The organism is Flavobacterium sp. CG_9.10 (genome assembly GCF_015752245.1).
In the GTDB taxonomy this organism is placed as follows: Bacteria; Bacteroidota; Bacteroidia; order Flavobacteriales; family Flavobacteriaceae; genus Flavobacterium.
The window spans coordinates 34205-54752 of sequence record NZ_JADOVD010000003.1; the positions used below are offsets into that span (position 1 = coordinate 34205).

Sequence of the window (20548 nt, forward strand, 5' to 3'; positions counted from 1 at the left end):
TTTGTCTAAATTTGCATCACATAAAGATACAAATTTCTTTTAAACCCACAAATTTTAAACATTCTGTTTTGATAACTAAAGAAAATATCTTGGCGAGTGCCAAAAAAACCATTATATCTGAAAGTGAATCTATTGCAAAACTCACTGATTATCTTGATGAAAACTTCATTAGCGCCACCCAAAGTATTTATAATTCCAAAGGGAGATTAGTGGTTACCGGTATAGGAAAAAGTGCCATTATTGCGCAAAAAATGGTCGCCACATTCAATTCCACTGGAACGCCATCACTTTTTCTTCATGCTTCTGAAGCCATTCACGGTGATTTAGGCATGGTTCAAAACGAAGATGTGATTATATGCATTTCAAAAAGTGGTAATAGTCCAGAAATAAAAGTTTTAGTTCCACTATTGAAACGTTTTGGTAATACTTTAATTGCTATCACGGGAAATATGACCTCTTTTCTTGCCAAAGGTTCCGATTTTATTTTGAATACTACGATTGATGCAGAAGCGTGTCCTAACAACTTAGCACCCACAAATAGCACCACTGCACAATTAGTGATGGGCGATGCTTTGGCCGTTTGTCTGATGGAAATGCGCCATTTCAAACCAGAAGATTTCGCCATTTATCACCCTGGAGGTGCTCTTGGCAAAAAATTATTACTTTGCGTAAAAGACATGTTGGAACACACTTTAAAACCTTCAGTGAGTCCGGATGCACCTATCAAAAAAGTAATTTTCGAAATTTCGGAAAAGCGTCTTGGAGTAACTGCAGTGGTCGAGGATAATAAGGTAATCGGAATTATTACCGATGGTGACATTAGAAGAATGTTGAATGAAAGAGATTCCTTCACTGAATTGACTGCCAAAGACATTATGACTAAAAACCCAAAATTAATCGCTTCTACAGCTATGGTTGTAGATGCATTGAATATACTTGAAGATTTTTCTATAACACAATTAGTTGTCATTGACAATGGCGAGTACAAAGGGGTACTGCATTTACATGACATTTTAAAAGAGGGAATAGTATAATGACAAAAAAAATTATTAAAGAGAAGAAAAATTTAAATGAAATGTCCTTTTTAGACCATCTTGAAGAATTAAGATGGTTGCTGGTCCGAAGTACCATAGCTGTAATAATAATGGCTTTTCTTACATATTTCATAAGTGATTACCTATTTGACATCATCATATTTGGACCTACAAGACCTACTTTTATTACCTACACTTTTTTTTGTGATTTATCGCATTCATTAGGCTTTGCAGATAGTATTTGTATCACCGAAATGCCTTTTATCATTCAAAACACAGAAATGGAGGGCCAGGTAAATATGTTTGTCTGGATGTGTCTTCTGGCAGGTTTTATTTTGAGTTTTCCGTATATTTTATTTGAACTCTGGAAATTTATCGGTCCTGCTTTGTATGAAAAAGAAAGAAAAAATGCTAAAATATTTATATTCATTTCGTCATTACTTTTCTTTTTAGGAGTTTTATTTGGGTATTATGTAGTAATCCCGATGTCCGTCAATTTTTTGGCTACATTTACTGTAAGTGACATTGTAAAAAACCAATTTACTCTGGATTCCTATTTAGGAATGGTAAAAACATCGGTGTTAGCAAGCGGATTGTTTTTTGAAATGCCAATAATGATTTATTTCTTAACAAAATTAGGTTTAGTAACACCCACATTTTTAAGGAAATACTGGAAATATGCTGTAATTATAATACTTATTGTTGCCGCAATTGTTACTCCCCCAGATGTGGTTAGCCAAACAATTGTCGCGATACCGATGTTATTAATATATGAAGCAAGCATCTTAATTTCAAAACTTGTTGTACGTAATCAAAAAAAAATAGAAAATGTCTGATATTATAGAAGAATTCAACGACTACCGTTCTAAGATGAACGAAAAATTATTGGCTGACAATAATAAAATTGTAAAACGAATTTTTAATTTGGATACCAATGCCTATGCAGCGGGAGCATTGGACGTAAAAACCAAAGAACTGCTAGGATTAGTGGCTTCGGCAGTTTTACGTTGTGATGACTGTGTAAAATACCATTTAGAAACCAGTTTCAAAGAAGGGGTAACCAAAGAAGAAATGATGGAAGCTATGGGAATCGCTACACTTGTTGGCGGTACTATTGTAGTGCCTCATTTACGCAGAGCCTATGAATTCTGGGAAGCATTGGAAGAAAGTGCTCAGTAATCAGGTAGCAGTAATCAAGGCAAATACTTCATGCTTTTGCACCACATAGAGCCATAGAAAAAAGCCAAAAAAAGAGTTGAATAGGAATAATTCTTCCATATAGTTAAGTGTTCTTTGCAAAATAAAATGTCTTTTTGCTTTAAATAATTAAAATCTATGTTCCTATGTGGTTTGAAATTTATTTAAAATGTGTTCATTTTGTTAGCAGTGATCTGAATTTAGAAATTCCAAAATTGAAGTTAAATCAATACACTAAAGAAACAAAATTCGTTTCTTTGCAATAATAAAAACTCAGTTACTCTGTAACTTTGCTACTTAGCAACTTTATAAAATATGAAATTAAGAGCCGAAAATCTTGTAAAAACCTATAAAGGAAGAAGTGTTGTAAAAGGCATTTCTGTGGAAGTGAACCAAGGCGAAATTGTGGGTCTTTTGGGTCCAAATGGTGCCGGGAAAACAACTTCTTTTTATATGATTGTTGGATTGGTAAAACCAAATTCAGGGAACATATTCCTGGATGATTTGAATATTACCGACTATCCAATGTATAAGAGAGCCCAGCAGGGAATTGGTTATTTGGCTCAGGAAGCTTCTGTTTTCAGAAAATTAAGTATCGAAGACAATATCTTGAGCGTGTTACAATTAACCAAACTAACTAAAGAAGAACAGGTTGCCAAAATGGAAAGCTTGATTGACGAGTTTAGTTTAGAACATATTCGCACCAATCGTGGCGATTTACTTTCGGGTGGAGAACGTCGTCGAACCGAAATTGCTCGTTGTCTTGCCACCGATCCTAAATTCATATTACTTGATGAACCTTTCGCAGGTGTCGATCCCGTTGCCGTGGAAGATATTCAACGAATTGTAGCCCAACTAAAAAATAAAAACATCGGAATTTTGATCACCGATCACAACGTACAAGAAACACTAGCGATTACTGATAAAACTTATTTGATGTTTGAAGGGGGAATCCTAAAAGCCGGTATTCCTGAAGAACTGGTTGAAGATGAAATGGTACGTCGTGTATATCTTGGACAGAACTTCGAATTGAGAAAGAAGAAGCTGGAGTTTTAGTCCTCCCCCCGGCCCCCTCCGAAAGAGGGGGAGACTGGACGTAAATAGTGTGGCAATCGTTATTCGTTCATCGCCAAACGAATATCGAAAACTACTCCACCGTAATAAACCGCAACTGTTCTAAATCGCCATTGTAAATATTAACATCGACATTTCCTTTTATTCCAGGGACAGCTGCTTTTTCAGTAAATTGCCAAAACAACCAGTCTGAATCGATTTTCTCTCTGTAAAAATTATAATTGGCAATCCAAAAAAGATAGTCACTAAACTCATCCTTTAAAAAATCATCATAATATTTTTCACCAGTATAAATGATAGGTTTTACTTTATAATGCAATTCCACCGCTTTTAACCAGCGCTTCAAACCGACTTTCAAGCTGTCTAAGGATTGGTTTTTTGGTAGTTTTTCAATGTCTAAAATAGGTGGCAAATCCCCTTTTTGAAGTGTAACCGTTTTAATAAAAAGCTCCGCTTGCTCGAGAGAGTTTTCATTGGGACGATAATAATGATAGGCTCCGCGAATCATTTTATTTTTTTTGGCGCCAAGCCAATTCCGCTTAAACTGAAGATCTTTTCTGTCCTTCCCCACGGTTGCACGGATAAACACAAAGTCTAAAGGATATTTATTTTCTAAAGTGTCCACATAAGACCATTGAATTTTCCCTTGGTATTCAGAAACATCTAGACCAATACTCTTTCCGTCACTTTTTTCCAGAACCTGAAAATTTCGAACATCTGAAATACGTTTCGCTTCGGCTTCTTCCTTTAGAATTTTATCCGATTTAAAACTGAAATAATAGGCTATTCCATTGCGATAATGATATCCAATTCCAATAAGAACCAGCAAAAAAAAAGCAGCAATCGATAAACGTATACCCTTGGCAGAGAAAACAGACGCTTTCTTTTTCGGTTTACGAATCGACACAGTTCGCTTTCTGACTATCTTTTTACTCATGCAAAAAACTACTTTATTAAATCTTTAGGTACAATTATTCAGAACTTTTGTTCGAGGCCTAATTTTTTACAAAAAAAGCAATATAAAATGACATTCTATGTTTTTATTCAATTATAAATCAAATTGCTATTATTTACGAGATTCAATCGTCCTTAACTTCAGCAGTCGAGCGTCAAATATTTGAAGACATGAAGAAATAGCAATAGCAACAACTGATCCTCTACCCGCCCTTATCTTTTTACACCAAAAAATCACGGTAAGGATTTCAGCGCTGGCAGCAGGGAGTGACCCCCGAGTCGAGTGTGAAACACGAGCGGCTGGGGTCGCGATAGGCAAATTCGTCCGATGATTTTTGGGATAAAAATATTCAGGCTTGACTTTTTGTTTCTTTTGTATCAAGACAAAAGAAAAAATTAAAAAAAATAATAACCAATGAATATTTTTTGTTTCTTTTGACATCATGAATTCACGAACTACAATAAATTATTAACTCTTGAGTAATCAAGACAAAAGAAAAAATGATGTTCAGATAAAAAATAGTTTGTAACAACTGATCCTCTACCCGCCCTTATCTTTTTACACCAAAAAATCACGGTAAGGATTTCAGCGCTGGCAGCAGGGAGTGACCCCCGAGTCGAGTGTGAAACACGAGCGGCTGGGGTCGCGATAGGCAAATTCGTCCGATGATTTTTGGGATAAAAATATTCAGGCTTGACTTTTTGTTTCTTTTGTATCAAGACAAAAGAAAAAATTAAAAACAATAATAACCAATGAATATTTTTTGTTTCTTTTGAAATCATGAATTCACGAACTACAATAAATTATTAACTCGTGAGTAATCAAGACAAAAGAAAAAATTAGTAATTCATGATTTTTTACTTTCAAAAAAACGTCAATGGTAGTTTTTTTTGTGCCGTAAAATAAAACAAAAATGCATCCAAAAATAATGAACTGAAGAAAAAACCATCAAAAACCAACGGACTACTTTATTGCCATTTTATTATTTAGCACCGACAGTAAAATATAAAGTATAATCAATAACGGAATCCCTAAATACTGAAAGAAAAATAACAACAATAGAGAAAGAGATAAAAACACAATTTGAAGTGCATTGTCTTTAAAATTAAACTTTTTAAGTTTTAAAGAGAATAAAGGAATCTCCGCATTCAGGATATAAGCACTTAATAACGTTATGGCAAGTAAAATCCATTGATTAGTCAAAATTTCCAGTGTGAATATGGAATCTGAATATTTCAAAACCAAAGGCAGACTCAAAATAAAAAGTGCATTCGCGGGCGTTGGCAACCCTATAAAAGAATCTGTTTGACGGGTGTCAATATTAAAATTAGCCAAACGATAACAGGAACCTAAAGTAACAATGAACCCCAAATAAGGAATCATGGGATGAGCTGAAATCTCATGTTGACTGCTTGAAAGCAAAAAAAACATAACAAATCCAGGCACTACGCCACTGGTTACCATATCTGCCAAAGAATCTAATTGTAAACCCAGCGGACTGGAAACTTTGAACAATCTGGCAAAAAAACCATCGAAAAAATCTAAAAATATACCTAGACAAACAAAATAAAAAGCCATTTCAAAATCTTGTCTGGAGGCAAAAACGATTGCAATACAGCCACAAAAAAGGTTGAGTAAGGTAATTAAATTCGGGATGTGCTTTTTAATATTCATAGTTCTACAGTTTAGCGATTCAATGTTGGCAAATTTAACATAATAAGTGAATGAGAAGTACGTTTTTTACTAGAGATTTTAAACAGCGATTTCCACATTACTATTTATTTGATAAAAGGAAGAAATAAGCTCAGTAAAAAATTATATTTTTGATAAAAATTAAACAGACCTTATGTCTGTAAAAAAAGTTCCTTTGAAAAAAGCTTTCTTATTTCTGTTTCTTCTGGTTTGTATTTCTACTTACAGTCAAGCCGTCAGAAAATACTCTAACGAGTTTATGAATATTGGCGTTGATGCCGCTGCATTAGGCATGTCAAATACCGTTGTTGCATCCACTAATGATGTCAATTCTGGCTATTGGAATCCTGCAGGTTTAATTCATCTCGAAGACCATCAAATATCGTTAATGCATGCAAATTATTTTGCAAATATTGCGCAATACGATTATATGGCCTACGCCAGCCCAATCGATGACCGCAGTGCTTGGGGTATTTCATTAATCCGTTTTGGTGTAGATGATATTCTAAACACAACCGAATTGATTGATAGCCAAGGCAATATTGACTATAACCGAATCAGTCTTTTTTCTACCGCCGATTATGGTTTTACCTTTTCGTATGCGCGAAAATTACCGGTTCCGGGATTTCAATATGGCGTAAATGCTAAAGTAATCCGCAGAATCATAGGAAAATTTGCTAATTCGTGGGGATTTGGTTTTGATGCCGGTTTACAATTCGAAAAAAATAATTGGCAATTTGGATTAATGCTCCGCGACATTACGACTACCTACAATGTTTGGAATATTGATGAGGCCGAATACAAAAAAATTTCTGATGCCATCCCTGGTCAAAATCAAGAATTACCGGAAAGCACAGAGATTACTGCTCCAAAAGCACAGTTAGGAATAGCCAAGAAATTTATCATACATTATGATTACAGTATTTTGGCCGCTGCCAATATGAATATGCGGTTTACCAAAACCAATGATGTTATCTCGACTGATTTTGTCAGTATCGATCCCGCGATTGGATTTGAATTTGGCTACACCGATTTGGTTTTCTTGCGTGCAGGAGTAGGGAATTTTCAAAACATTCAACAACTGGACAACAGCGAAAAAGTGGGTTTTCAACCTAATATCGGATTAGGATTTAAATACAAAGGTATTCAAGTAGATTATGCCCTAACCGATTTAGGCAACCAAAGTACTGCTTTGTATTCGAATATTTTTTCGGTAAAAGTGGATTTAAGTCTTTTTAGAAATTAAACTGTTGTAACGTATAAAACAAAATCTACCGCCAATTCACTAATTAAAAAAAAGAAATTAATTAACGCATTAGCGGTACAACAATACATAATAATGAATTATGCGAATCTATAAAAAGTGAAACGCACCTACATTATCTTTTAAACCAAAAAAACCTATGATTCTATGTCTTTAAAAATAATTAGCGCATTAGCGGTAAAACAATACATAAAAATGAATCATGCGAATCTATAAAAAGTGAAACGCACTTATATTGTCTTTGAAAATAAAAAACCTATGCTTCTATATGTTTAAAAATAATTAGCGTACTAGCGGATAAAACTACAAGTAACTAGTAGCGAACTTCACGTTATATTTTATTTACAATACTGATTTACACAAAACAATTAGTAAAATTCCACTTAACTTAGGCTGAACAAAAAAATCCATGTAAATTTGTTCAATCTGTGTTACAAGTGTTCCTATTTAATACTATTCCCAAATGAATATAACTTCTTTAAAGAAAATTTCTTTTTTTATACTCTTGTTTTTAACTGTAAACTATAGTTTTGGACAAAACCTTTTACTTTCAAAAGAAGCTCATGTCAGCGTAATTACTTGCGGAACCGGGAATGAATCCTATTCGCTTTTTGGACATACGGCGATTCGCATCAGCGATCCCTTCAACAATATTGACGTCGTTTATAATTATGGTGCTTTTGATTTTGGCACTCCTAATTTTGTGGTGAAATTCATAAAAGGAGATTTACAATATTTTGCCGTCGCCAATTCCTATTCCGATTTCATCAATCAATACCAGTACGAAAAAAGATCTGTGTACGAACAGGAATTAAACATTGCGCCAAATCTAAAACAAAAATTATTTGACAATTTGAATACTTCTTTGGCTTCTGGAGAAAGTCATTACACTTATAAATTTATTGATAAAAATTGTACGTCTATGGTCGTTGACATTATCAATAAAACACTGGATACCGTTGCCATTGTAAAAAAAACGGACACCGATATCACATACAGGACCATACTCTATCCTTATTTTGACAATCATTTTTATGAAAAATTAGGTACCAGCATTATTTTTGGAAAAAAAGTAGATGAGTTGGGAACGCAAATCTTCCTACCGTTTGAATTACAGAAAAGTTTAAAAAAGGTCTCTTTCCAAAATCAACTGCTTGCCCAAGAAAACAAAACCATACTTGAATTTGGGAAAGAAGTGACTAGCTCTTGGTGGAATAATGTATATACGTATCTTTTATTTCTTGGTTTTGTTATTTTACTAAACAAGAAAAGTGTAGCTGCTTTTTATTTTACTATTATGGCCCTATTAGGAGTATTCTTTCTTTTTGCGGGCTTTTATTCGTTTCATCAGGAACTAGCCTATAATTATAATATCTTACTGTTTAACCCTACCTTACTGTCCCTTCTTTATTTATACCATACCAAAAACAGAAAATGGCTTTATAACCTGGCGTTATTCAATCTTTTATCGTTGTTGATTTATTTGGTTATCATGATTAACAAAGCGCATCTTATGATTGTATTTCCTCTCGTAATTACTAGTGCAGTATTATTAGTGAAATTGGCGATTCAAAATAGAAAACGAGTTCCTATAATTATATGATTATCAGTCTAAATCCCGCCACGGTGGGGGAATTAAGGAGTGGAAGTATTGGTTTAGATAATTTTTGGATTATATACTCTTTGTGAAAACACACCCCTAACCCCTTTAACTCCCTATATTATTTTGTTTGGAGTCGTTGAATCTTCGATTTCAAGAGGGGAATTGAGAAGTGGAATTTCTTCTTTAAAATGCTTTTGGATTTTGAAATGATTTTTGAAAAACACACCCCTAACCCCTCTTAAGAGGGGAATTGAGAAGTGGAATTTCTTCTTTAAAATTACTTTTACATTTAGAGAATACTTTTTGAAAACACACCCGCAACATGTTCTTGAGAGGAATTGAAAAGTGGAATTACTTCTTTAAAATGCTTTTTCTTTTTAGCCCTATTTGTTATGAAAACCAGAAAGAATACAATCACGAAATCGTATTCCCCTCTTGAGAGGGGCTAGGGGTGTGTCCGATAGGTGGAGCTACAATTTTTTTCTCATATTCAAAAACATAAAACTCAATAGCACGCAATACGTTTTCCATATCCCTCAAAACCTGTTCATCACTAAAACGTAAAACAGTTATTCCCAATTGATTCATTCTCTTTTCTTTCAATGTATCTTTGTTATATACTTCTAGAAACTCATGAGAATAACCATCTACCTCTATTCCCAACATCAATTCGTAACAAAAAAAGTCCAAAATATAATTATCGATAGGCTTTTGACGATGAAAATCGTAGCCATACATTTGCTTACCTTTCAATTTTAACCAAAGAAATATTTCTGTTTCAGTAGAATCATTTCTAAGTTGCTTTGCAAATGCTGTCAATTTTGCGTTGTATGGTATTATTTTTCTTTTCGCCATAGACTATTTTTATCCTCATAAAAATAGTTTTTTTAGTGATGTGTTTGTGTAGATGGAAATAAAAAGACAGTCTCTAACTGATTATTTTATTTATCTCAAGAAAAAACACACCCCTAGCCCCTCTCAAGAGGGGAATTGAGAAGTGGAATTACTTCTTTAAATTACTTTTACATTTAGAGAATACTTTTTGAAAAAACACCCGCAAGATTCACTTGAGAGGAATTGAAAAGTGGAATTACTTCTTTAAAATTACTTTTAGATTTAGAGAATACTTTTTTAAAACACACCCGCAACCCGCGCTAGAGGGGAATTGAAAAGTGGAATTACTTCTTTAAATAACTTTTAGGTTTTAATACTATGTAATATGAGAAACATAAATAAACGATTTACGAAATCGCATTCCTTCTTGAAATCAAAAATTCAACGACTCCGAACAAAATAATAGGGGGAGTTAGAGGTGCTAGGGGTTCCTTTAAAATCGCGAAATTTGTTTATTGACTACTCAACATTATCCTTAAATTTTGAAGATGGAACTTGGAATATTGAAGAAGGAAGTTTTACGATTGTATGGACAGATTTAATAAAATAAATTATTTCGTTACCTCCTAATAAATAATAATAATAATAATAATAATAATAATAGATAATAAATCTATTGTCCTCTATAAAACAATACCGTCGTAATGGTCTTAAAAGCAATACTCAAATCCAAGAAAATACTCCTATGTTTAATGTAATAAAGGTCGTATTGCAACTTAATTAAACTATCGCTAATGGTATCGCCGTAGGAATAATTCACTTGCGCCCAACCAGTAAGACCTGGTTTTATAATATGTCTGGTTTCATAAAAAGGCATTACTTCAGCTATTTCCTTAACAAAAAAAGGACGTTCGGGACGCGGACCTATAACGGCCATATCGCCTTTAAGAATATTGATAAATTGGGGAAATTCATCTATCCTAGTTTTCCGTAAGAATTTACCAAAACCAGTGATCCTCGAATCATTGACAGTGGTAAAAACCGCTCCGTTAGTTTCGGCATTACTGATCATTGTACGGAATTTTAAAATTTCAAACACAATTCCATCTCTCCCTACTCTTTCTTGAGTATAAAACAACTTCCCTCTGTTTCCTATCGCATTACCTAGTACTATTATTGGAAACAAAACCAGGCCAACAGTCAATCCAAGTATGGAAATACCTATTTCAAAAAGTCGTACCACTAATAAATATAACTTATTGTTGTTACTCCTGCTAAAAGGAAAATAGCGGTAAAAATCTTTCGACATATAATGCACCGGAATACGTTGTGTCTTGCTTTCGTACACTTGAGTATACTCCCTAATAATATTTCCTGTCTCTAATAATTGAAGTAATTGTTGGTACAATTCAGTAGTGATTCCTTCTGTTTTTTGGGAGGCAATCACAATTTCAGAAATAGAATTTTCTTTAACAAATGAAAACAAATTCTCTCTCTTAATTTGTTGTACATATTGGTAGTCCGTCATATTCTCTTGGGCGGCATCGGCACTAACGAACGCAATGATTTTATAATGTGGGTCTATGTTTTCCAAACCTAAAATCAATTCTTCCACCTGCTCCTGATCACATATTAATAAGGCATTTTGAAGAAACCGATTAGATGCTAGAAACTTCACGTAAATCATACGCCACAAAAATAACGACAAAAAGACAACTAAATAAAACAAGAAAATTTGTATCCTTTTGGAAGGCAATTCAGGAGAAAAAAAAGGGGTAAGCAAATAGATGGAAACCGTGGTTGTGGCAGTAAGAAGAGCACTTCTGGATACTTGAAATTGATTACTGGCCACTTGAAGATTGTACATTTCGAATATAGTGCCAAAAAGACTGAGGTAAATCGCTAAAACTAAAGTCCAATAAAGATTGGCTGTGATACTGCTGAAATAGTCAAAATTAAAAAAATAGCCTACTATAAACAACGCTGTCAAGACACCTAAAACATCAAAAAGACGCAGAATCATCTTCCTTTCTGATATTTCAAAATGCATTTTTTCTATTGATAACATGTTTCTATTTCTGGTTTGAGCTGCAATTTAGCCATTTTGAACTCATATCATTATAAGAAATGTTAATTTTTTTAACAAATTTATTTTCTCACAAAATAATTCATTTAGTAGTTGAGAATTAGTAATCTAAAAGAACATAAAAAATCAAGAATATAAGCCACATTTTCTACTACCTTTTTGGATAGAGCAAAACAAAAATAGCTTAATTTTATTTTTTGTTTACCCCTCCCGAAGCTTCGGGACTAAAGGGAGCAAAAAAAGAAATACAAAATCCTCATTTAACATCTAATCACTGAATACTGACCACTAAAAAAGACTGAACACTGAACACTGAACACTGAACACTGAACACTAAAAACTGACCACTGACCACTAAAAAAGACTGACCACTGAATACTGACCACTATTCTTCTTTCTTCACTTTCCTAGGACTCCCCAATTGCACATTCAACAAAGACAGCGAATAGACAAAGGCAGGTGCTGCGGTCCGCATGGCGGCATGATTGATAGTTAAAAACCAAAAGGCAAGAAAACACAACAAATACATATTGAACTTGTTTTCTAAATACAATACCAGCGGGGTAAAAAATAAAATCAATAAGGCCAGAATTCCCAAAGAGCCGTGTTCCGCCAGCATTCTGGTAATTTCATCATGAGATAAAACAAAAGTACCCGTTTCAGCTTCTCGAAGCTCTACTCCTTTTCCAACTCCGACGCCAAATATAGGATTCTTCAAGAATGAATTAATTTCATTGGTCGCTACATCTTCACGACCCGTAAATTGGCTCTTTTTTACTCTTCCAGCTGCATCCTGATTGGCATACCGTTTGTTAATCAATCCACCCGTTTGAAGCGAGGTATAACTCCATACTCCCATCATCGATAAAGATAGCAATACTATAATATAATTCAGCTTTACCCTACCCCTATAATTAGACTTAAAATACAGAAAAAGCAGTAATAAAACAATCATCAGGAAACCGGTAATCATACCCCCACGAGAAAAAGTAACCATTCCCCTATAAGCCATATTAAAAGCAATAATTAAATTAATCACTACTTGAAACTTTGTTTTAGACTCCACTATGACCCTTGAAAAAAAGATAAACATTCCTAACCCTAAAACAGTTGCCACCTGATTGGGTCCATACCCCCCGGAGGTTTCGTAGCTAGAACCCGTTCCAGTTATAATCTCCCTTATATCAGGAGTAAATAATATCAAGTAAACAGCACAGCTAATAATAGGCAAACCAATACTTAGCAATATGTCGTTCATTTGTTCTGCTGCTATTTTACGGCGGAAGGTATATAATGATGCTACAGCTAAACATACCGGTCCCGAAATATTAAAAGCAATGGCTTTTCGGATATTAGTATCAAAATTTAATACAAAAGAAGTCATCACGACACTAGGCACCAACAATAACAAAAAAATCCAATAGGGAATTGCCCCTTTAGAGAAGCCACTAAAATACATTCCGATGAAAATAAAAACCATCACCCCATATTTAGAAATTTCATATAAGGGATTCCCTCCCGTCATCCTTAAGAAAACTTCACTTCCCACCACATAAGCAGCTGCAATAAGCGCTTCATTATTCCTATTTTGTTTCTTAATGATGTAATAAACCCCAAAAATAAAAATAGAATAGCCATATATTTTCGTAGTGAAAGGCAATAGGTATCCCAATGCACCAATGGCCACATGGAAAAGAATTAAATAGAGATAGGAAAGATCCTCTTTTTTCATTTGTAACAATATTTACTAATAAGTAGCATAGACTATACTTTTAAAACTGGAAATACGAAGCAGATGTCAAAATCAATTTATTCTACATCCGAATTATTAATTTTGTTAAGCAACCAAAAATATTTCTCAATAAACATTGTAGAGCCATAATTTTTAATAACGTTCTGATTTAAACCTTCTGCTTTTTTATTTGCCACTATTTTATCCGAAAGCGCCTCTTTAATCGCAATTGCTAATTCTTGTGGTGACTTAGAGGGTACGATCCAGCCAAATTCTCCATTCCCCAGTACTTCTTTGCATTGACCGACGTCTGTACAAACGACAGGTAATCCTGCTAAACCATATTCTAAAAGCGACACTGGCAATCCTTCGCTTACAGAGCTAAGCACCCCCACGTCTGCTTTACTTAAAAGTTCAGAAATATTTATAACAGGACCTAAAAAAACAACATCGTTTTTAAGGTTTAACAAAGTCACCTTTTTTTTAACTTTTTCAACCCACTCTTTCTCTTCTAATGAACCCGCTAAAAGCAATTTAAATTTAATATTTTCATCTTTCAACGATGCGCATGCTGCAACTAAATTAAGATGGTCTTTTTGGTCTCTAATATTGGCTAAACACAAAATTACTGGAATTTCATTGTGGCTTTTTTGATCTACCTGAATCAATGGGAAATTTGGAATATAAGCAATGTACTTTTTATTTATTTTTAAATTTTGAATATTCCAGTCTTTGATTTTATCGTTTACGCAAACCACGCCATCCATTAAAAAAGAAAAAAACTTAATGATTTTCCTGTCAGAATCTTTTAATAAATCACTAAAACCCCAGTGATCATGCCAAATAACCGTTATCCCCGGAAATAGTAATTTTAATATAAAAGCCCAATAAATTGAAGTTTGATGTGCATGAATGATGGATGGTCTATATTTTGATATTAATTTAAAAAGTTTGAAAAATGCAAAACAATCTAAAACACCTTTCTTGTTTAAGAAAACCACATTATCTTTTTCATTAATAAAATTATAAATAGGGCCAATATTTCTAGAAACAACCAGATAATTCTGAATATTACTGGAAGTGAGTGCATTACAAATATTCGCACTCATTCTCTCCGTCCCACCAATATCTAACGAATCCACAATTTGAAGTATTTTATAAACCTTTTCCATTTTTTTATAAAATTCCTTCAGCAATAACAATTAAACTACTCCCAAAAATTTTAGAAAACAGATATGGATTTATCTTTAAAAGACTATATTTAAACGGGTATGCTATTTTTTGCAAAACAGTAGTGTTATTTGAGGGTGCATTAATTGAATCAATAGAATAATCGTAATCCACAATTTTCAAACCCGAAAATGTTATTAGGTTAAAAGCCGAATTAACGTTCAAAAAAACTAAATGTCCCGGATCTTTAATTTTTTTCTTTTGTAAATTTCTAACATTTACGGATAAGCAATCCTCCAATGGGATATGCATAACTACATATTTTGCTCTTTTCCCAACTTCGGTCAAAAAAGATATTGGATTTGGTACATGTTCAAAGACATCATTTAAGGTTACTAAATCAAATTTCTCAGTTGATTTAGTGAAATCTTGAAATAAAAATTCAACATTATCATCATTTAATTTTTTAACATGCGGAGAGACATCAAAACCTTTTAGAGTTTTAAGAGACTGAAAATTCATTTTTAATTCCATCCCTAATAACTTAATTATTTCTCCTGAACCACAACCCACATCTGCATAGGAGGATAGCTGAATATTATTAGTTTTTAAATAGTTAAATAATACTTTTTTAATCGATTTTACTTTATATATACCATCCTCACTATGGCGGTTTGGGTTTTCAAAATAAATACCTTCTGAATACATATCAATTTATTTTATTAGAGAAAAAAGCAATATACACTAATTTGTCATTAATTTATTAATTTCCTGCTCAAACAAATTTAAAGTATAGTGTTGCGACCATTTTTGCGCAGAAATAGCAGTTGATGTGTACTTTTCTTTATTTGATATATAAGTTAAAATTTGTTTTAAATCCATTTCAATATCCATTTGCAACAACAATCCTCTTTTACCATAATCCAGCATAAACGGCACACAGGATACTGGAGTCGCTAGAGGAATGCACCCCCAAAACATTCCTTCGGCAACCACTTTTGGCCAACCTTCACTATCGGATGGCAAAACTACAAAATGACTCTTTTGATAGGCACTTTTAATTGTTTCTGATGTTTGATTTCCTTTCAATGAAACTATCTTTTCTAATCGATGTGCACTAATGTATTTTTCCAAAATGGCACGTTCAATTCCTTCCCCATATAAATCCAAGTGAACCTCATATCCTTTTTTTGATAATACTTCCACCAATTGAATGGCATACAAAGGATTTTTACCTAGTACCAAAGTCCCTACAAAAATGAAATCAATCCGTGTGGTAACTTCTTTGTTCAAAATTGGAGTTTTTTCCGCTTCATAATAAGAGGCTGTAAAAAATGATTTTATATTTTTAGTACTTCCTTGCCATTCCCCATACACTAGCACCTGCATATTCTTCGTTAGAAAGGTATTGCTCAAAATCCATTTTTGCAATTGATAGGTTAAAGGTTGCTTGAATTTCGGATCCCAGTTCCCGGCATATTTAGCAGTTTTGGGCTTATTAGGAAACACTATTTGAACCAAACATCCCAACAAACCTATATTCCCCGGACAGCGTAAATGAATATGATCCGCTTTTTTCATCGCTTGAACTATTTTCCAAGCAATTTTAGGAGTCTTAAAAACAGCTCTAAAAACACTTTTCAAACTTAAAATATCAAAATTTTCAACGGCAATGAATTCAATATTTGGGTGCTCATAAGCACCGTCAATAGCCGACTTAACGATAGTAGATTTTGGTGCAACCACAATGAGTTTGTTCACCTGCTTTGACCAAATATTCATTTCGCGAACATATGGCCCATAAGCAAAAAATCGATTCCCTTCCATGAGGTGAGGAACATGAGTAATGATAACAAAAGTCATTGTTTTTTGACTTTTGGCGTATTAAACAATAAACTCCACCAGCCAACAGTTCTACCCAAGGCTTCCGTTAATGCTTCCTTTCGTTTATTTGTTGTTACTGCATTGCTAAATCGAATCAATGTCAATAGTATAGTAATGGAATTCCATTTTATTTTTGCGTTCAGTAAGGGGTTTGGGTTTTTAACTCTCCAAACATACCATCCGTTTCGCACTACCATTTTACCATATTGGTATTGGTTGGGCCGACCAGAAGCATCGTGATAGTGGTACAATTGTAAGTTGGTATTAATTACGTTTTTACCAAAAGCTAAGGCCCTGATGCTGAAATCAGCATCTTCATACAAACCATAGCCTTCAAAATAAGTGGAAAATCGAATTGAATCAAAGACGCTTTTATGAAAGGCGAATGACATTCCCACCAACAAATCGACCTCATGTGTTTTTCCGTTCAAAGGAAATCCACACGTTTTACCATGGGAATATTTTGGCATTCTCCCAGGGCCTAAATTAGATTGCAAGCCTAGATAATTGCGAAATACATTGCGTTGGCCTTCTTTATACACATGTCCTTCCAATTGAAAATAACGGTACTTGTCGTATTTTATATATGGGTTACTGACACTCCAACCATTTTCATTTAAAGCGATTCCGCCCACTCCAGTAACCGTAGGGTCATTAGTAAACGTTTTTACCAATTCTTCAAAATAATTAGGCATTAATTTGGTATCATCGTCTAAAAAAGCAATAATTTCACTCGTTGTATTCACTTTAGTTATTCCATAATTCCTTTGTTTCGTTAGTCCACGATGGGATTCAGGAACCAGATAATAATGAAGATTATTAAACTTATTTTTATCTAAAAGCTGCTCAGTCGCATTTGTAGTTGACCCATCAATAATTAAAATCTCCTCTGGATGTACTGTTTGCTCCGTCACAGACTTTAATAAATTCATTAAAGATTTGGGACGCATGTAAGTACAAATTATTAACGATACTTTCATACTTTATTGATGTCTGGTTCCTATATTAATTAATTTTCTAGCATAAAAAACAGACTTCTTAAATTGTATGTTTTTATACGGAATTCGTAATAAACGATACAAAATTCCCAATTTAGAGCCGCTAAACAAGTAATACGTAAAATGCTTGTACTTGTATTCTATGAGCTGTTGTGGGGTATAATGTTTTAGAATCCCGTACATTACTGTCGGACTCGGAACCGGCCTTATTCCTCGTACCGGTGTATCCAGTTCCCATGGTTGCTTTTTTCTTTTCTTTCCGATTATTTTAGCCTGATTTCCCCAAAATCGATACCCTCCTGAAGGCGGTTTTAAGTGCAAATTAGCAGAAAACGGATTAAACAACACCGTAACTCCAATTTTAGAAAGTGACATACCAAAATCACTGTCCTCACCATATCCTCCATCAAAATTGACATCATTTCCAATTAACTGTAATACGTATTCTCTTTTCACACAAGAATTCGCATTGCTAAATGAAGGTGTGCAACCGACTATTTTTCTATAAAGATTTGAATTTTCTAATTTTCGTTTTAAATCATCCAAATCTTCAGTATGAACATCAGCGCGAATATCTAATCCATTGCAGGCTCCCACATCATACGTCTGCAACAATCGAATGTGATTTTCTATAAAATCCGTTGGTATCCGAATATCATCGTCCCCAAAAACGATATAATCGCCAGCGCATAAAGCTATAGCCTCATTTCTGGCCTTACAACTACCTTTTGATTGTTGCCAAATTACTTGCAGGTGAAATGGATATTTATTTTGCTGATACAGCGATTCGTCCCTGTTATCTTCTGGGGTTGCATCCACTACAACCACTTGTTGTAATTTATATTTTTGGGCAGCAAGATCCTCTAATAATTGCAATGTATATTCCTGTCGAAACATCGTAGGAATGATGTAACTAACAGAAGGATTGTCTTGTATTGCATTTAATTTACGAGGAGGAACTACGGAAGCCTCTTTTCGTTTTTTAAAATTGCTATTAATTTTAAAAAAAGTCATCCATTCTGAAATTTTCCAAGCCCCCAATCTATAAATCATAAAAAGAGCGTGACTGATTTTATAATTTTTTCTATAAAAAAGATGTCGATCCCTTTGAGAAATAAAAATAATTTCTCTTTCTGATTCAGAAAACAAATGTTGCACATACAGTGGAACAACACCTAAGAAACGGATGCATCGAAAACCATAATCCAACCCCTGCATTTGAAGATTCTCATAGTCCACATCAAACCCTTTTGTAATCTCCCATACCGATTTTCGAACGGCAAATGCATTGGGATTCACCCTCCAACTAACACACTGGTCTAAGCCATCAAAATCATTTAGATACCAGAAAAAAACAGCCGTTTGATACACTAATTCTGGGAATGCATTTTTATATCCTTGTTCAAAAGAACTGTGCCAAATATCTCCTGCCCCTTTTGATAATACATCTAATCTTTTGAAATTTGGAGATCCTGCGTACAAAAGTATTTCCCCTGTTTCTGTTGTATATTCTTTTAATTGAAATTTCATTTCTATATTAATTTCTAGTATAAACAATTTCTTTTATACAGATTTTGTTCGTAATAATTTTATTAGCTTTTTATTAGCTTTTCGTAAAAAGCAATGCTCCGACTCGCTACCACCTCTACACTAAATTTTTCAATTACTGTTTTGCGTGCAAAGGAACCAAATTCCTTTCGTAAAGTAGCGTTTTCAAGCAATGCGACAATCTTATTGGCATATTCGAGATGATTCGCAGGATGCACTAAAAAACCATTCTTACCCTCATCAATAACCTCTGTTGCCCAACCAATGTTAGCCGCGACAATTGCTTTTTCCATCGCCATGGCCTCGATCCAAGAAACCGGTAAGGCTTCTGCAAATGTTGGAAAAACACAAACCGTTGCTTGCGCTATGTGTTCTTTTATCTCTTGATACGGAACACTCCCTAAATAAGTAACCTTAGCCAAGGCCTCCTTTGTAAACAATTCCTGCATCATTTTCCAAGTCGAAGGATTTCCCGCAATAATATCTGGAACATCTTTACCGACCAGAATTAAGGTAGCGGTCGGACTTTGCCGAACTACTTCATTAAAAATAAAAGGCAGCTCTAGCAACCCTTTCTTCCGGATTAGACTCCCAAAATACAGAAGCCCCCTAGCCCCTAAAGGGGGAATACAAGAACTACTACCCGCAAAGTTATTCTTAAATTTTTCGGTATCGATTCCATTAGGGATAATTGTAAATTCTTTTTTTAAATCAAAAACCTCATTCGTCAAATCAGCAGTAAACTGACTCACGGACAGCAAGGCGTCCGCTTTTTGAAGGGCTCTTTTTTCGTGAAATTTATTTATCCACTTTACGGGGCGCTGGTCTAAATGACAGAAATAAGTATCAGAGCCGTTTAGCCGAATGACAACGGGACATTTTTTTGGCGTAATAAAAGAGGTAATTCCGGTCCAATCCGGTGCTTCTACCAAATCGATTTCTTTATTTAGGTACAGTGAATTAATAATGCGCTCCAATTTTTTTCGGGTCAAATACCAAGACAATCCTTTGAATTTTATATTTTTTATCTGCTGCACAACAATACCATTATCGTTAAACAGACGTTCCTCTTTTTGACCATAAACCAAAACACGAACCGAACACCCCTCTTGGATTAATCCCATTGCGAGGTTTTTGATACTCGTACCAATGCCGCCCGAATTACCGGTGTTGGCGTGAGGGTATTCAGGGGTTAGAAAGGCTATCTTCCTCATCCCCGACCCCTCTCCAAAGGAGAGGGGAGCTAAAGTGGAAACATTGTTATCTTTTATCATGCTGTTTTATTGTTGAAATCGGGCTATGTGTTTTCCTCACCCCCGGCCTCTCTCCTAAAGGAGAGGGGAGCCGAAACGGAAACATTTGTATCTTTCTTCATGCTGTTTTATTGTTGAGATGGAATGCTGTGTTTTCCTCACCCCCGGCCCCTCTCCTAAAGGAGAGGGGAGCCGAAACGGAAACATTTGTATCTTTCTTCATG

18 protein-coding genes are annotated in these 20548 nt (G+C 34.4%); 6 read left to right on the plus strand and 12 right to left on the minus strand.

Annotated elements, in window-relative coordinates; genetic code table 11:
• The first annotated feature begins 68 nt into the window (after positions 1 to 68).
• The 4 genes from IWX84_RS03090 to lptB all read left to right on the plus strand — a co-directional run bounded on the left by IWX84_RS03090 (position 69) and on the right by lptB (position 3287).
• On the plus strand, positions 69 to 1034 hold the full coding sequence (locus tag IWX84_RS03090; protein ID WP_196849300.1) for an SIS domain-containing protein: 966 nt from the start codon (positions 69 to 71) through the stop codon (positions 1032 to 1034).
• The gene (tatC, locus tag IWX84_RS03095; RefSeq protein ID WP_231385397.1) at positions 1034 to 1870 is read left to right on the plus strand and encodes a twin-arginine translocase subunit TatC; all 837 of its coding nucleotides are present in this window, start codon (positions 1034 to 1036) and stop codon (positions 1868 to 1870) included. Before IWX84_RS03090 ends, tatC begins: the two co-directional genes overlap by 1 nt.
• Positions 1863 to 2213 carry a carboxymuconolactone decarboxylase family protein gene (locus IWX84_RS03100; protein WP_196849301.1) on the plus strand — a complete coding sequence of 117 codons (351 nt, stop codon included), beginning with the start codon at positions 1863 to 1865 and terminating at the stop codon, positions 2211 to 2213. Before tatC ends, IWX84_RS03100 begins: the two co-directional genes overlap by 8 nt.
• A 333-nt stretch (positions 2214 to 2546) precedes the next feature.
• Positions 2547 to 3287, plus strand: coding sequence for an LPS export ABC transporter ATP-binding protein (gene lptB, locus IWX84_RS03105; protein WP_196849302.1), 741 nt, complete (start codon positions 2547 to 2549; stop codon positions 3285 to 3287).
• Between the two features lie 91 nt (positions 3288 to 3378).
• On the opposite strand, the gene IWX84_RS03110 is transcribed toward lptB, so the two are convergent.
• The 3 genes from IWX84_RS03110 to IWX84_RS03120 all read right to left on the minus strand — a co-directional run bounded on the left by IWX84_RS03110 (position 3379) and on the right by IWX84_RS03120 (position 5934).
• A complete protein-coding gene (locus IWX84_RS03110) occupies positions 3379 to 4242 on the minus strand; it encodes a glycoside hydrolase family 25 protein (protein WP_196849303.1) in 864 nt (287 codons plus the stop codon).
• A gap of 129 nt (positions 4243 to 4371) precedes the next feature.
• Positions 4372 to 4704, minus strand: a complete 333-nt coding sequence (locus IWX84_RS03115) for a hypothetical protein (protein ID WP_196849304.1) — start codon at positions 4702 to 4704, stop codon at positions 4372 to 4374.
• A gap of 519 nt (positions 4705 to 5223) precedes the next feature.
• The gene (locus IWX84_RS03120; protein ID WP_196849306.1) at positions 5224 to 5934 is read right to left on the minus strand and encodes a CDP-alcohol phosphatidyltransferase family protein; all 711 of its coding nucleotides are present in this window, start codon (positions 5932 to 5934) and stop codon (positions 5224 to 5226) included.
• A gap of 277 nt (positions 5935 to 6211) precedes the next feature.
• Between IWX84_RS03120 and IWX84_RS03125 the strand changes: the two genes are divergently transcribed.
• On the plus strand, positions 6212 to 7198 hold the full coding sequence (locus tag IWX84_RS03125; protein WP_196849500.1) for a PorV/PorQ family protein: 987 nt from the start codon (positions 6212 to 6214) through the stop codon (positions 7196 to 7198).
• Between the two features lie 481 nt (positions 7199 to 7679).
• The gene (locus IWX84_RS03130; protein WP_196849308.1) at positions 7680 to 8819 is read left to right on the plus strand and encodes a DUF4105 domain-containing protein; all 1140 of its coding nucleotides are present in this window, start codon (positions 7680 to 7682) and stop codon (positions 8817 to 8819) included.
• Positions 8820 to 9233: 414 nt separating this feature from the next.
• Here IWX84_RS03130 and IWX84_RS03135 read toward each other — a convergent pair whose 3' ends face one another.
• The 9 genes from IWX84_RS03135 to IWX84_RS03175 all read right to left on the minus strand — a co-directional run bounded on the left by IWX84_RS03135 (position 9234) and on the right by IWX84_RS03175 (position 20345).
• Positions 9234 to 9674 carry an endonuclease domain-containing protein gene (locus tag IWX84_RS03135; RefSeq protein ID WP_196849310.1) on the minus strand — a complete coding sequence of 147 codons (441 nt, stop codon included), beginning with the start codon at positions 9672 to 9674 and terminating at the stop codon, positions 9234 to 9236.
• 652 nt (positions 9675 to 10326) lie between these two features.
• Positions 10327 to 11721, minus strand: coding sequence for an exopolysaccharide biosynthesis polyprenyl glycosylphosphotransferase (locus IWX84_RS03140; protein ID WP_196849312.1), 1395 nt, complete (start codon positions 11719 to 11721; stop codon positions 10327 to 10329).
• A gap of 403 nt (positions 11722 to 12124) precedes the next feature.
• On the minus strand, positions 12125 to 13471 hold the full coding sequence (locus IWX84_RS03145; RefSeq protein WP_196849314.1) for an O-antigen ligase family protein: 1347 nt from the start codon (positions 13469 to 13471) through the stop codon (positions 12125 to 12127).
• 77 nt (positions 13472 to 13548) lie between these two features.
• Positions 13549 to 14643, minus strand: coding sequence for a glycosyltransferase (locus IWX84_RS03150; RefSeq protein WP_196849315.1), 1095 nt, complete (start codon positions 14641 to 14643; stop codon positions 13549 to 13551).
• A 4-nt stretch (positions 14644 to 14647) separates the two neighbouring features.
• Entirely contained in the window at positions 14648 to 15349 is a 702-nt protein-coding gene (locus IWX84_RS03155; protein ID WP_196849317.1) for a class I SAM-dependent methyltransferase, read from the minus strand.
• A 36-nt stretch (positions 15350 to 15385) separates the two neighbouring features.
• On the minus strand, positions 15386 to 16504 hold the full coding sequence (locus IWX84_RS03160; protein WP_196849319.1) for a glycosyltransferase family 4 protein: 1119 nt from the start codon (positions 16502 to 16504) through the stop codon (positions 15386 to 15388).
• On the minus strand, positions 16501 to 17505 hold the full coding sequence (locus IWX84_RS03165; protein WP_196849320.1) for a glycosyltransferase family 2 protein: 1005 nt from the start codon (positions 17503 to 17505) through the stop codon (positions 16501 to 16503). Before IWX84_RS03165 ends, IWX84_RS03160 begins: the two co-directional genes overlap by 4 nt.
• A gap of 3 nt (positions 17506 to 17508) precedes the next feature.
• The gene (locus tag IWX84_RS03170) at positions 17509 to 19053 is read right to left on the minus strand and encodes a glycosyltransferase family 2 protein (RefSeq protein WP_196849321.1); all 1545 of its coding nucleotides are present in this window, start codon (positions 19051 to 19053) and stop codon (positions 17509 to 17511) included.
• A gap of 62 nt (positions 19054 to 19115) precedes the next feature.
• The gene (locus tag IWX84_RS03175) at positions 19116 to 20345 is read right to left on the minus strand and encodes a glycosyltransferase family 4 protein (protein WP_317192099.1); all 1230 of its coding nucleotides are present in this window, start codon (positions 20343 to 20345) and stop codon (positions 19116 to 19118) included.
• Between the last annotated feature and the right edge of the window lie 203 nt (positions 20346 to 20548).